We start from the raw sequence: 14895 nt of genomic DNA, 5'->3' as shown, positions 1-14895 counted from the left end.
CGGTGTCCAGCTGGCTCGAGGAGGGAAAAGATGCTCGGCATTCTCGGCGGCATGGGGCCCTACGCCTCGGCCGAGTTCCTCCGCACCGTCTACGAGACCGCGGACGAACGGCACGGGCCCTCGGCCGAGCAGGAACTGCCGCACTGCCTGCTCGACTCCGACCCGGCGTTCCCCGACCGCACCGAAGCCATTCTCGCCGGCCGCGACCAGGAGTTCACCGCGCGCCTGCGGCACCGGTTGCAGAGCCTGGCCGATCAGGGCGCCACCCGGATCGTGCTCACCTGCGTCACCGCGCACCACTTCACCCGCTGGCTCGGCCCCGAGCTGCGGGACCGGTTGATCTCACTGGTCGAGGTGGTGCTCGACGACCTGGAGGTCGGCGGCGACGGCCCGTTCCTGATGCTGGCCACCAGCGGTACGCGCGCGGCGAAGGTGTTCGAGTCGAACCCGCGCTGGCCCGCGGTGGCGCACCGGGTGCTGCTGCCACCGGCGGGCACCCAGGACGAGATCCACCGGCTGCTCTACCGGCTCAAGCGCGAACCGGTGAGCACCGCGCTGGCCGGGGCGGTCGAGGAGCTGGTGGTGCAGTACGGCTGCCGGGGCGTGATCGCCGGCTGCACCGAGGTGCACCTGCTGACCCGCTGGTGGCAGGCCCGCGGTGGCGGCCCGCTGGTGGTCGACCCCCTGCGCTCCATCGCGAACGACCTTCCGAAACTGCTCGAGGCTTAGGAGGCCCTGGTGAACCGGGAATTCTGGACCGATCGGCTGACCGGCTTCGCCGAGCCGACGCGGCTCGGCGGGGAACGGGGTACCGACGCGCACGCTGACGCCGTGGCCGAGCGCGAGTCCGCGTCGCTGGCCGGGCTCAAGCAGGCGGGCGCGCCCGCGGGGGTGCCGCCCGAGCACGTGGTGGTGGCGGCGTGGACCTTGGTGCTGGCCGCGCACGCGGGCACCGACGACGTGGTGTTCGGGGTGCGCCCGGCCGGGGTGGACCGGCCGACGCCGCTGCGCGTGCGCCTGCGGCACGACCTGCCGCTGACCGCGTTCTTCGCGAGCCTGCGCGCCCAGCTCGAAGCCGGGCTCGCCGAGCCGGCGCCGACCGAAGCCGAACTCGCCGAAATCGCCGGGCTGGCCGAGGGCACCGCCTTGTTCGACAAGGTGGTCCGCTGGGACCACGGCACCGGCACCGAGCACGCCCTCGAACTGCGCCTGGACCTCGACGAGCCGAACGTCCGGCTGCGGCTGGCGTACGCGGCGGGCCGGATCGGCGAGGCCGACGCGCGCCGCCTGCTCGACGACCTCGACGCGGTGCTGACCGAGATGGTCGCCCGCACCGGCGCCACCCCGCTGCACGAGTTCAGCGTGCTCTCCCCCGCCGAACAGCACCGGATCACCCACGAGTGGAACGACACCGCGGTGGCGCGAACCCCCGCGTGCATCCACGAACTGGTGGAGCGCCAGGCCGCCCGCACCCCGGACGCGCTCGCCGTGCTCCAGGGCGCCGAGCGGCTGACCTACGCCGAACTCGACACCGCGGCCGGGAAGCTGGCCCGCCGCCTCGCCGCGGCCGGGGTCGGCCCGGGTGACTTCGTGGCGCTGCGGTTGCGCCGGTCCGTGCACACCGTCGTCGCGTTGCTCGGGGTGCTCAAGGCCGGGGCCGCCTACGCGCCGATCGAGCCGTCGCTGCCCACCGAACGCGCGCGGGAACTGCTGGCCACGCTGAACGCGCCGGTGTTGATCACCGACCGCGACCAGGTGGCCGCCGCCCGCGAACTCGGCGAGCGGGAGATCCTGTGGCTCGGTGAACCGGACGGCAGCGAGGGCTGGGCGCTGGCGGACTCCGCCGGTGAGCCGCGGCGGGCGCAGCCGGACGACCTGGCCTACGTCATCTTCACCTCCGGTTCTACCGGCACCCCGAAGGGCGTGCTGCTTTCCCACGCGCCAGTGGTGAACCTGATCGAATGGGTCAACACCACCCACGGCATGGGCCCGGCCGACCGGGTCCTGTTCATCACCTCGCTGGGGTTCGACCTGTCGGTCTACGACGTGTTCGGCGTGCTGGCCGCGGGCGGGAGCGTCCGGGTGGCCACCGACGAGGAGATCCGCGACCCGCGCCGGCTGCTGTCCATCCTGGCCGAGGAGCCGATCACCTTCTGGGACTCGGCGCCGGCGGCACTGCAACAGCTGGAGCCGTTCTTCACGCTGCGCGGGCCGCGCGCGGAGCATTCGCTGCGGCTGGTGTTCCTCAGCGGTGACTGGGTTCCGGTGACGCTGCCGGATTCGGTGCGCGCGGCGTTCGGCGGGGCGCGGGTGATCGCGCTGGGCGGGGCGACCGAGGCGGCGATCTGGTCGAACTCCTTCCCGGTCGAGCGCGTGGATCCGGGCTGGGCCAGCATTCCCTACGGCAGGCCGATCGACAACGCGCGCTACTACGTGCTCGACGGTGCGCTGCGGCCCGCGGTGGTCGGCGCGCCCGGTGACCTGTTCATCGGCGGGGACTGCCTGGCCCTCGGCTACCACGGTGATCCGGAGAAGACCGCCGAGAAGTTCATCCCGGACCCGTTCAGCGACCGGCTCGGCGCGCGGCTGTACCGCACCGGGGACCGCGCGAAGTACTGGCCCGACGGCACCATCGAGTTCCTGGGCAGGCAGGACGACCAGGTCAAGCTGCGCGGGTTCCGGATCGAGCTGGGCGAGGTGGAGGCCGCGCTGACCGCGGCGCCCGGCGTCGCCTCGGCGGTGGCGCTGGTGCAGGGCGCGCAGCTGGTCGGGTACGTGGTCCGCACGCCCGGCGACGACCCGGACCCGGCCGAGGTGCGCGACCAGCTCGCGCGGCGGCTGCCCGCGTACATGGTGCCCTCGCAGGTCGTCGTGCTGGACGAGCTGCCGGTGACCCCGAACGGCAAGCTCGACCGCCGCGCGCTGCCCGCGCCGAAGGAGCCGGTGCCCTACGTCGAGCCCGGCACGCCGGTGGAGAAGGCGCTCGCGGAGCTGTGGATCGACGTGCTCGGGGTGGAGCGGGTCGGGGTGGTGGACAACTTTTTCGACCTCGGCGGGCATTCCCTGCTGATCACCCAGCTGATGGCCAGGGTCAAGGCGGTGCTGGAGGTGGACGTGCCGATGATGGCCGTGCTGGACAACCAGACGCTCGGCGAGTTCGCCGCGGTCGTGGAGGCCGTGCTGCTCGAAGAACTCGACGCATGAGCACAGACGCCCGGCTCCAGGCCCTGCTGGAGAAGCGGCTCGCGCGGGCCAAGTCCGTTCGCCGGATCCAGCGTGGTGAGGGGCCGCGGCGGGCGTCGCCGGCGCAGGAACGCATGCTCTTCCTGGAAGAACTGCGTCCCGGCGCGGCGACCTACCACGTGGTGTTCACCTTCCGCCTGGACGGCCCGCTCGACGCCGGGCGGCTCGAAGGCGCGCTGCGCCGGGTCGAGCGGCGGCACGAGATCCTGCGCACCGTCTACGAACGGCGTGGTGCCGAGGAGTACCAGGTCGTCGGCACCCGGTCGCTGGAACTGCGGCACGCCGACCAGGGCGAGGACCTCGACGCGCAGGTGATGGCGGAGTTCGCGCGCCCGTTCGACCTGCGGCGCGGGCCGGTGTGGCGGGCACTGCTGCTGCGGGCCTCCGACACCTGCCACCACCTCGTGCTCACCCTGCACCACATCGCCTTCGACGCGTCGTCGATCGACGTGCTCCTGCGTGAACTCGCCGACGGGTACGCGGGCCTGCCCGACCCCGCGCCACTGGCCATCCAGTACGCGGATTTCGCCGCGTGGCAACGAGAACGCGACCACCGCGACCAGCTGGCGTACTGGACCGGGCAGCTCGCCGACGCTTCCGCGCGCCTGGACCTGCCCGCCGACCGCGCCCAGGCGGGCAACGGGCGCGCCGGGCTGGTCCGCACGCATCTCGACACCGAACTCACCGCCGGGCTGCACGCGCTGGCCCGGCGCAGCGGCGCCACCTCGTTCATGGTGTTGCTGGCCTGCTTCCAGACCCTGCTGCACCGCTACAGCGGCCAGTCCGACATCGTGGTCGGCACCTCGGTGGCCGGGCGCACCACCCCCGAGGTCGAACCGCTGATCGGGCTGTTCGTCAACACCGTCGCCCTGCGGTCCACCATGGACGGCCGCACCACCTTCGCCGAGTTGCTCGGCCAGGTCCGGACCACCGCCTCGGACGGGTTCTCCCGCCAGGACGTGCCGTTCGAGACGGTGGTCGGCGAGCTGCCGCTGGACCGCGATCTCGCCGCCACCCCGGTGTTCCAGGTGCTGCTCAACTGGATCACCGTGGACCGCGAACCGCTGCGCCTGGGTGACGTGCTGATGACCTACGTGCCGCGCGCCGGGACCGGGGCCGCCAAGTTCGAGCTGACGCTGGAGGCCGGCGAGGACAACGGGCGGCTGGAACTGGAGCTGGAGTACGACAGCGGCCGGTGGGACGAGGCGACCGCGCGCCGGCTGCTCGGGCACCTGACCACGCTGACCCGGGCCGCCGTGGCCGATCCGGCCCGGCCGATCGGTGAACTGCCGCTGATGGACGCGGCGGAGCTCGAACTGGTCACCCAGCGGTGGCCGGGCTGGGCGGCCGACTACGGCCACCCGCCCAACCTCGGCGATCTGTCCGGTGTGGACGGTGCGGCGATCGCGCTGGTGGACGGCGCCGAGCAGGTCACCTTCGCCGAGCTGGACCGCCGCGCGAACCGGCTGGCGCACCACCTGGTCCGCCTCGGCGCGGTGCCCGACCGCCCGGTCGGCGTACTGCTCGAACGCTCCGCCGAGCTGGTGGTCGCGCTGCTGGGCGTGCTGCGGGCCGGGGCGCCCTGCCTGCCACTGGACCCCGACAACCCCGACGCGCGCAGCGCCGCCGTGCTCGAAGACGCGGGCGCGGCACTGGTGGTCACCGACGCGGTGCTCGCACCGCGTGTCACCACCTGCGCCACGGTGGTGATGGACGAGGTCCCCGACGCGCCCGACGGTCCGCCCGAGGTGCACACCGATCCCGACGACCTCGCCTACGTCTTCTACACCTCCGGCTCCACCGGCAGGCCCAAGGGCGTGATGATCAGCCATCGCGCCGCCCACAACCAGATCCGCTGGCAGCTCGACACCCACGGCCCGGCGCCGCGGGACGCGGTGCTGTTCAAGACCACGGTCACCTTCGACGTGTCGGTGACCGAGCTGTTCACCGCGCTGCACGCCGGCGCGCGGCTGATCGTCGCCGAGCCCGGCGGGCACCGCGACCCGGCCTACCTGCGGCGCCTGATCGCCGAGCACGGGGTGACCCGCGCGCACTTCGTGCCGACCATGCTCGCCGCGCTCGTCGCCGCGGAAGGCGGTTCGCTCGCTTCACTGGAACTGGTGGAAAGCGCCGGGGAGCCGATGCCGCCCGAGCTGCGTGACGCGTTCCTGACCGCCACCGACGCGAAGCTGCTCAACGCCTACGGCCCCACCGAAACCACGGTGCTGGTCACCGCGGGCGACACCCACCTCGGCGAGTCCGCCGTGCCCATCGGGCACCCGATCGCCAACAGCCCGTGCTACGTGCTCGACGAGAACCTGAATCCGCAGCCCATCGGCGTGCCGGGTGAACTGTGCATCGGCGGGGCGCAACTGGCCCGCGGTTATCTGGGCCGTCCCGACCGGACCGCCGAGAGCTTCGTGCCCGATCCTTTCGGCGGCGCCCGGCTGTACCGCTCGGGTGATCGCGCACGGTGGCTGCCGGACGGCCAGCTCGAATGCCTCGGCCGCATCGACCACCAGGTCAAGCTCCGGGGCCACCGCATCGAACTCGGCGAGGTCGAGGCGGTACTGGCCGAACACGACGCGGTCGACCAGGCCGTGGTCGTGGTGCACGGCGACCAGCTCGCCGCCTACCTGCTCGGGCACCCGGTCGAACCCCGGGTGCTGCGGGACTGGCTCGCGGCCAGGCTGCCCGCGTACCTGGTCCCCGCCTCCTACACCCAGCTCGACCGGCTGCCGCAGACCTCCAGCGGCAAGGTCGACCGCGGCAAGCTGCCCGCACCCACCGGCCACGCCGTGGCGGTGTCCTATGTGGAACCGGCCACCCCGGTGGAACGGCAGCTCGCCGAGATTTGGCGCGAGGTGCTCGGGGTCGAGCGCGTCGGCCGTGAGGACGACTTCTTCGCGCTGGGCGGGCATTCCCTGCTCGCGGTGCAGATGATCGGCCGCATCCGCGAAACCCTCGGCGTACCGGTGCCGCTGCGGCTGCTGTTCGAAACCCCCACCATCGGGCGCCTGGCCGACCGCCTCGCCGAAGTCAGCGGCCCCGCCCTGCCCGCGGTCGAACCGGCGGCCGACCGCACGCGGTTGTCCGCGGCCGAAGCGCGGCTGTGGTTCGTCGACCAGCTCTCCCCCGGCGACCCGGCCTACAACCTCCCGGCGATCTGCCGGCTGCACGGGCCGCTGGACGTCGATGCGCTCACCACCGCCATCCGCGCGCTCACCGTGCACGAAGCCCTGCGCACGGCGTTCCCCGCCACCGACGGGCGCCCCATCCGCGCGCTGGCCGACACCCCGATCCCGGTCCGCACCACCACCGCGTCCTCACCGAAGGAGGTCGAGGCGATCCTCAAGGCCGAGGCCGCGTTCCGCTTCGACCTGGCCACCGGCCCGCTCGCCCGGGCCACCCTCATCACCGTCGACGCGAGCGAGCACGTGCTCGCCCTGGTCTTCCACCACTCCATTGTGGACGGATCGTCGATCGGGGTGCTGCTCGACGACCTGCGGGCCGCCTACGCCGGCCACGCACTGCCCGAGCGGCGCCTTGGCGCGGCCGACTACGCGGCCTGGCAGCACGAACTCGACCACAGCGCCGCCCTCGACTACTGGCGCACGCGGCTGGCCGACCTGCCCCCGGCACCGGACCTGCCCGCGGACGGGCCACGCGAGCCGGGCTCGGCCGGGGCCGCCCGCCACTTCACTGTGCCCGCCGCGATCACCGGCCCGCTCGCGGCGCTCGCCGCGGCGGAGGGCGCGACGCCGTTCATGGGCCTGCTCGCCGGATACGCCGCGCTGCTCAGCCGGTACACCGGCCAGGACGACCTCGTGCTGACCATGCCGGTCACCGACCGCGCCCGTCCCGAACTCGAGGACGTCGTCGGGTTGCTGCTCAACACCGTCGTGCTGCGGCTCGACACCACCGGCACCTACCGCGAACTGCTGCACCGCGTCCGCGACGCCGTGCTCGCCGCCTACGAACACCGCACGCTGCCGTTCGACCGGCTCGTCGGCGAACTCGGCCTCGACGGTCCCGCACTGACCCGGTACAGCGTCACCCTCGACCCGTCCGTGGCGAGCACCACCGACTTCGCCGACGACGTGGTGCTCGAACCCGAACCGTTCCACCCCGAGCACACCAAGGCCGACCTCAACCTGCTCTTCGAAGAGGACGCGACCGGCGGCTGGCTCGTCTACCGCACCGGGCTGTTCGAGGCCGGGCGGATCGAACGCCTCATCGGGCACCTGCACACGGTGCTCGGGGGCGCGCTCGCCGACCCCGACGTCCCGCTGGCCGATCTTCCCGTGCTCACCGCCGCCGAACGCGCCGCGCTCACCCCGGAGGTACCGGCCGGGCCGCGTCGTACGCTCCCGGAGTTGTTCACCGCCCAGGCCGCACGCACACCGGACGCCCCGGCGGTCCCCGGCCTGACCTACCGGCAGCTCGACGAACGCGCCAACCGGTTCGCGCACCACCTGCTCTCCGTCGGTGCGCGGGGGAAGCTGATCGCGCTGTCGCTGGAACGCGGGCCCGACCAGGCCGTCGCGATCCTCGGGACCTGGCGTGCCGGGTGCGCGTATCTCGCGCTCGACCCGCACCACCCGGAAACGCGGCGGCGGGATCTGGTCGAAGACAGCGGCGCCGCGCTGGTCGTCGACGAGCTGATCTACGCCGACAACGCCGAACCACCCCTGGTCGAGATCGACCCGGACGACCTGGCGTACCTCGTCTACACCTCCGGCTCCACCGGCCGTCCCAAAGGCGTGCGGACCCCGCACGCCGCGGCGGCCGAGTACCTCGCCGACTACCTCGGCACCCGGTTCGGCCTCGGCCCCGGCGACACCGTGCTCCAGCTGGCGTCGCTGCCGTTCGACGCCGCCATCCGCGACCTGTTCGGGCCGCTGACCACCGGCGCCCGCGTGGTCCTGCTCGACCACGAGCACGCGGCCGACCCCGAGGCCATCCTCGACCTGATCGACCGCGAAAAGGTCACCTGCCTGCTCAGCGTCGTGCCCACGCTCCTGCGGGCCCTGCTCGCCGCCGCCGGAACCGGGCACGGGCAGCACCTGCGGCTCGTGCTCACCGCCGGTGAGGCGCTCGACCTCGCCGACCGCGCCCGCACCCGCGAGGTCTTCGGCGGGCGCCCGCTGGTGGTCAACCAGTACGGGCCCACCGAAGCCACCATGACCACCACGGCCCACGCGATCGTCGAGGGCACCGAGGGACCGGCGCCGTTGGGGCTGCCCGTCGCGGGTGCCCGGCTGTGGATCGTCGACCGGCACGGGGACCTCGCGCCACTGGGGGTTCCGGGGGAGGTGTGGATCGGCGGGAGCCGCCTCGCCCAGGGCTACCACCACCGGCCGAACCTGACGGCCGAGCGGTTCGTGCCCGATCCGTTCGCCGGGGTGCCCGGCGCCCGGGCCTACCGCACCGGCGACCTCGCCCGCTGGGACGGCGACGGTTCGCTGCGCTTCCTGGGGCGGCTGGACGACCAGGTCAAGATCCGCGGCAACCGCGTCGAACCGGCGGGCGTGGAGAACGTGCTGCGCGGGCTGCCCGGGGTCGGGGAAGCCGCCGTCGTGGCCACCGGAAATCCGGTGCACCTGGCTGCCTACGTCACCCCGGCCACGCTCGACGGTGACGCCCTGCGTGATGCGTTGCGCGGGGTGCTGCCCGAATACCAGGTCCCGTCCTGGATCCAGGCGCTCGCCGCACTCCCGCGCACCGCGAACAACAAGGTCGACAAGAAAGCCCTCGCCGCCCTGGACGCCCCGGTCGTACCGAGCCACGAGGCCCGGACGCCGACCGAAGCGGTGCTCGCATCGCTGTTCGACGAACTGCTCGGGGCGGGCGGTGGTGACGACTTCTTCGCCCGCGGCGGTCATTCCCTGCTGGCCGCACAGCTCGCGGCCCGCATCCGTCGCAGGTTCGGCGTCTCGCTGCCGTTGCGGACCGTGCTCGACACCCCGACCGTCACCGGACTCGCCGCGTGGCTCGACAACCAGACCGGTATCGAGGTGGCCGCCAGTGCCAGTGGGCCCGCCGGGGAACTCACGCTGACCCAGCGCGCCATCCTCGACCACAGCCGCGAGCACCCCGGCACCGCCGCCTACCACGTCGGATTCGCCGCGATGTTCGACGGGCCGCTCGACGAAACCGCGCTCGTCCGCGCCGTCGACGCCACCGTCGCCCGGCACGAAATCCTCCGGACCCGCTTCACCGACCGCGCCCACGTCGAACCCAACGTGCTCATCCGGGTACTCCGCCGCGAAGCCCGTGACGAAGCCGAAGCCACCGCACTGGCCGAAACCGAACTCCGCACCCCATTCGACCTGGAGAACGGCCCCCCGATCCGCGCCACCCTCATCCGCTGCGGCGCCGACCGGCACCTGTTCGCGCTGACCGCCCACCACATCGCCGCCGACGGGTGGACGCTGTCGATCTTGCAGCGCGACCTCACCGAGTACTACAACGCCCAGCTCACCGACCGTCCCCCGCAGCTACCCCCGGCCACCCCGTACCGCGGCGCGCCCACCAGCCAGTCCGATGTGGACTACTGGACCGCGAGGCTCGCGCACGTTCCGGCCGTGCTCGACCTCCCCACCGACCACCCCCGCGGCTCCGCGGAAGCCGCCGCGCCCACCGGCCCAACCTCACCCGACGACGCCATCGGCCCCGTCCCACTCACCGGCGCCACCTCGCCCACCAGCCCCACCTCGCTCGCCGACGCCACCCGCGACTCCGTGGAAGCCGCGCCCGACGACGCCACACGCGATCCCAGCCCCACCCCACTGGACGGCGCCACCCGCTACTTCGACCTCGAACCCGCCACCACCGCCGCCATCCGGGAACTCGCCGCCGACACCGGCACCACCGAGTTCATGGTCCTGCTCGCCGCCACCCAGCGCTGGCTCCACGAGCAAACCGGCCAGGAGCGCTTCCGCATCGCCGTCCCGGTCAGCAACCGCCCCGATCCCGCCACCGAGCACAACGCCGGCCCCTACGCCAACCTCCTGGCCCTCCCCGCCGACCTCACCGGCCGCCCTGCCTTCCGCACCCTGCTCACCCGCGTCCGCGACACCGTGCTCGACGCCTGGGAACACCAGCACACCCCCTACGAAGCCCTCGGCCAGCCCCGCTGCCAGGTCATGTTCGGCATGCAGAACCTCCCCAGCCCCGCCGACGACCTCACCGGCCTCACCACCACCCCGCTCGCCCTCGACCGCGGCACCTGCCGCTACGAACTCCACCTCCGCTGCTACGAAACCCCCGGCGGCCTCGCCGGCTGGCTCGAACACAACACCACCCTGTTCACCCCCGACGGCATCGAGCGGCGCCTGACCCACTTCCTGACCACCCTCCACCGCGCGGTGACCGAACCCGGAGGACGCTGACGTGCGCGTGTTCAACCTGATCTGGGCGGGTCAAGGCGTCTCCCTGATCGGCTCGGCGATGACCACCTTCGGCATCGGCGTCTGGGTCTTCCTCGACACCGGCTCCCCCACCTACTTCGCCACCCTGGTGCTCGCCGCCTCCCTGCCCGCCCTGCTCGTCCTCCCCGTCGCCGGCGCACTCGTCGACCGCTGGGACCGCCGCCGCGTCATGCTGCTCTCCGACACCGGCGCCGCACTCGCCCCCGCCGGGGTCGTGCTCCTGCACACCACCGGCGCGCTCGAACTCTGGCACGTCTACGTCCTCGTCGGCATCGGCGCGGTGTTCAAGGCCTTCCAATGGCCCGCCTTCTCCGCACTGGTCCCGCAACTGGTCACCAAGGACGACCTCGGCAAGGCCAACGGCCGCGTCTCCCTCATCGAAGCCGCGGGCCAGGTCTTCGGCGCCCTGCTCGGCGGCGGCCTCTACGCCCTGATCGGCCTGCGCGGCCTGCTCGTGGTCGACCTGCTCACCCTCGCCGCCGCACTGGGCACCCTGCTCTACTCCTTCCGCTGGCTGCCGGTCGAACCCGCCCGCCCACGCCCCGACGGCCCAGCCCCCTCACACCGCGACGAACTGCTCGAAGGCTGGCGCTTCATCCGCGAACGCCCCGGCCTGCTCGGCCTCCTGCTCTTCTTCGCCGCCAACAACCTGGTCATGGAAATGGCCATCGTGCTCGTCCCGCCACTGGTGCTCAGCACCCACACCCCCGGCGACCTCGGCGTGGTCAACGCCATCGGCTGGACCGGCATGACCGCGGTCAGCCTGGTGATCAGCATGAGCCGCGGCCCCCGCCGCCTCATCCGCGCCATCCTCACCGTCGCCACCTGCCACGCCGTGCTCGTGTTCACCATGGGCCTCGAGCAGTCGGTGTGGGTGCTCGCCGCCGGCATGTTCGGCATCCTCGGCGGCTACGCCGTCACCAACGCCGCCTCCGCCACCCTCTGGCAGCTCAAAACCCCGCAGGACAAACAAGGCCGCGTCTTCGCCATCCGCCGCATGGTCGCCTGGTCCGCCGAACCCATCGCCTACGGACTGGCCGGACCCGTCGCCCAGCTCGTCGGCACCCCGCTCGCCCAGCGCCTCGACCTCGGCCAGGGCGGCGGCATCGCCGTGGTGTTCCTGCTGGTCGGACCCGCGCTGCTGCTCGTGGTCGCGCTGACCTGGCTGCGCCCCCGCGTCCGGCACGCCGAACGTGAGCTGCCCGACGCCGTCACCCCACCGCCACTCAAGGTCTGATCCGTAGACTGGGCACCGATGCGACGGTATCGGTGGTGGATGAGCGCGGGTGCGCTGGCGTTCGTGACGGCCCTGGTGGCGATCTTCGTCCTCGCCGGTCCGGAGTCCCAGCCCGGCAGGCCGCTGGAACCACCCGGCCCGCCCGGCATCGGCCCGCTCACCCTGGTCAGCCTCGGCGACAGCACGCTCTCCGGCGAAGGCGCCGGCCTCTACACCCCGGAAACCAACGGCCTCAACGGGAACTGGTGCCACCGTTCCGCCAACGCCACGGTGGAGAAAACCCAGGTCTCCCACATCGAGACCCGCGTCAACCTGGCCTGCTCCGGCGCCCCCTCGGCCCAGGTCGGCCTCGGCGACGCCAAGCAGTGGACCGAACCCAGCCAGGCCCAGCGGCTCAGCGAACTCACCCGGACCAACCGCGTCGCCGCCGTGGTCATCGCCGTCGGCGCCAACGACGAACCGCACTTCTCCCAGCTCATCTCCGAGTGCTTCCAGTCCTGGTTCAACGTCCGCGCCGCCCCGTGCAGCGAACGGCTCAAAACCGAGTGGCAGCCCCGGATCGACGCGATGGTGCCCCGCGTCGTCGGCGCCGTGAACGACGTCAGGAAAGCACTCGCCGACCGCGGCTACACCCCCGACGACTACGACCTGGTGCTCCAGTCCTACGCCGCCCCCATCGGCCCCGGCATCCCCGACACCTTCCGCAACCTCAACGGCTGCCCGTTCCGCACCGAGGACCTCGACTGGGTCGCCGGACCCGGCATCACCGCGCTGACCGAGGGCCTGCGCACCGCCGCCACCCAGACCGGCGCCCGCTTCCTCGACCTCTCACGCGCCGGAGTCGGCCACGAAGCGTGCAGCGGCGGCGCCAACGCCGGGCAGGAGTGGTTCAGCAGGCTCACCGTGCAGTGGACCGATCTGTCCTCTGTGGACCGCGCCAACCACGCCATCCAGGAGTCCTTCCACCCCAACGCCGCCGGGCACGCCCAGTTCGCCCGCTGCCTCGGCGAATTCCTCGAAGGCGACGCGCCATCGGCCGCCTGCCTCAAGGGCAACGACGGCAACCTCCACGCCGCCCTGTCCCCCTGAGGGCCGCCGCCGATGCTGTGAATGTGGCTTTCACTGCCAAATCCGCAGTGAAAGCCACATTCACTGCACGCGGACCCCGTCCGTCAGCGCGCCAGACCCGCGTCGTGGACCAGGATCGCCACCTGCGTCCGGTTCGCCGTGCCCAGCTTCGCCATGATGTGTCCGATGTGGACCTTCACGGTCGACTCGCTGACCACCAGCGCCGCGGCGATCTCCCCGTTGCTCAGCCCCTCACCGATCCGCACCGCCACCTCGTGCTCCCGCGGCGTCAACCCGGCCAGCTTCGCCCGCGCCTTCGCCCCCGCCTCACCGGTGGCGAAACTCGACAGCAACCGCTTGGTGATCTTCGGCGACAACATCGCCTCACCCCGGCCCACCACCCGCACCGCGGTCACCAGCTCCCGCGGCGGCGTGTCCTTCAACAGGAACCCCGCCGCCCCGTGCCGCAACGCCGCGTACACGTACTCGTCGATGTCGAACGTCGTCAGGATCACCACCGCCGGCGGCGACGGACGCCCCGCCAGCAACCGGGTCACCTCGATCCCGTCCACCTTCGGCATCTGCACGTCGGTCAGCACCACATCCGGCCGGAACCGGTCGGCCAGCTCCACCGCCCGCACCCCGTCCCCGTCCTCGGCGACCACCTCGATGTCCGGGTCCGACTCCAGGATCATCCGGATCCCGCCCCGCACCAGCTCCTCGTCCTCGAGCAGCAGCACCTTGATCGTCAACCCGCCTCCTCCGGCACCGGGAACCGCGCGCACACCCGGAACCGGCCCGCCGGATCCGGCCCGGCCTCCAGCACCCCACCGGCCAGCTCCACCCGCTCACGCATGCCGAGCAGACCGTAGCCCGACCCCGGCACCCCCGCCGACCGGGGGGTGAGCCGGTTCACCACGGCCACCCGCAGCTTACCGTCCACTGTGGCCAACCGGACCGCCACCGCCGCGTGCGGCGCGTGCTTGCCCGCGTTCGTCAGCGACTCCTGCACCACCCGGTACACCGCCCGCCCGACCTCACCGGAGACCACCGGCAGCGGATCCGGCAACTCCAGCTCCACCCGCGCCCCGGTCGCCACCACCTCCTCGACCAGCTCCCCCACCGACGCCAGCACCCCGATGTCCGACGGCGCCGCCGTGCCCCCGTCGTGCGGCACCTCGTCCCGCAGCACCCGCAGGATCCCCCGCAACTCGTCCAGCGCCGCCGCGCTCACCGACCGGATCGTCTCCGCCGTCCGCCCCGTCCGCTCGTCCGGCGCCTGCAACGACAACGCCCCCGCCTGCAACGCCACCGCCGTCACCCGGTGCGCCACCACGTCGTGCATCTCCCGCGCGATCCGCCGCCGCTCGGCGAACACCGCCTGATCCGCCAGCAGCGTCCGCGTCCGCTCCGCCTCCTCCGCCCGCTCCCGCAACACCGCCAGCAACTCCGCGCGCTGGTGCATCCAGAACCCGCCCAGCACCGGGCCGACGACGAACACCACCATCATCAGCACCACCGACTGGACCTCGTCCAGCCCCTCCCAACCGCGCAACACCACCTGCACCGCCAGCGACACCACCACACCCGCCCCGGTCACCAGGGTCACCCCGTGCCGCGCCGCCACCGAGTACAACGCCACCGTCAGCGGGATCAACGCCGTCCCCGCCGGCAACAACGCCGCCACCACCAGCAACACCACGAACGGCCACCGCCGCCGGAACACCAACGCCAGACCCGCCGCGAACACCGCCGGCACGTACAACGCCGGATGCGGATCCGCCGGATCACCCCCGGACAGGTCCACAAAAACCGTTCCCGCGGCCACCAGCACGTCGAGCAGCAGCAGACCCGGACGGCCATCCCACCAGGCCAGCCACCGCTTCACCCGTTCCTCCACCGCGCACAGGCTAG

7 protein-coding genes are annotated in these 14895 nt (G+C 72.7%); 5 read left to right on the top strand and 2 right to left on the bottom strand.

The features are described 5' to 3' along the window. Nucleotides 1-30: 30 nt before the first annotated feature. From JYK18_RS33650 to JYK18_RS33630, 5 genes are read left to right on the top strand one after another with little or no spacing between them, the layout of a single operon-like run. Complete coding sequence (locus JYK18_RS33650; protein ID WP_206807433.1) at nt 31-729, top strand: aspartate/glutamate racemase family protein; 699 nt, start codon at nt 31-33, stop codon at nt 727-729. 9 nt (nt 730-738) lie between these two features. Further along, complete coding sequence (locus JYK18_RS33645; RefSeq protein WP_206807432.1) at nt 739-3204, top strand: amino acid adenylation domain-containing protein; 2466 nt, start codon at nt 739-741, stop codon at nt 3202-3204. Then, nucleotides 3201-10637: a non-ribosomal peptide synthetase gene (locus JYK18_RS33640; RefSeq protein WP_206807431.1), complete on the top strand. Its 7437-nt coding sequence runs from the start codon at nt 3201-3203 to the stop codon at nt 10635-10637. Before JYK18_RS33645 ends, JYK18_RS33640 begins: the two co-directional genes overlap by 4 nt. Before the next feature lies 1 nt (nt 10638). Then, a complete protein-coding gene (locus JYK18_RS33635; RefSeq protein ID WP_206807430.1) occupies nt 10639-11913 on the top strand; it encodes an MFS transporter in 1275 nt (424 codons plus the stop codon). An 18-nt stretch (nt 11914-11931) separates the two neighbouring features. Then, nucleotides 11932-13002 carry a GDSL-type esterase/lipase family protein gene (locus JYK18_RS33630; protein WP_206807429.1) on the top strand — a complete coding sequence of 357 codons (1071 nt, stop codon included), beginning with the start codon at nt 11932-11934 and terminating at the stop codon, nt 13000-13002. An 83-nt stretch (nt 13003-13085) separates the two neighbouring features. On the opposite strand, the gene JYK18_RS33625 is transcribed toward JYK18_RS33630, so the two are convergent. Then, the gene (locus JYK18_RS33625; RefSeq protein WP_206807428.1) at nt 13086-13733 is read right to left on the bottom strand and encodes a response regulator transcription factor; all 648 of its coding nucleotides are present in this window, start codon (nt 13731-13733) and stop codon (nt 13086-13088) included. Then, entirely contained in the window at nt 13730-14881 is a 1152-nt protein-coding gene (locus JYK18_RS48115) for a sensor histidine kinase (protein WP_206807427.1), read from the bottom strand. Before JYK18_RS48115 ends, JYK18_RS33625 begins: the two co-directional genes overlap by 4 nt. Nucleotides 14882-14895 lie beyond the last annotated feature (14 nt).

It is taken from the genome of Amycolatopsis sp. 195334CR (genome assembly GCF_017309385.1).
In the GTDB taxonomy this organism is placed as follows: Bacteria; Actinomycetota; Actinomycetes; order Mycobacteriales; family Pseudonocardiaceae; genus Amycolatopsis.
The sequence above is the reverse complement of the archived record's forward strand: the minus strand, read 5'-3'. Positions and strand labels throughout refer to the sequence as shown.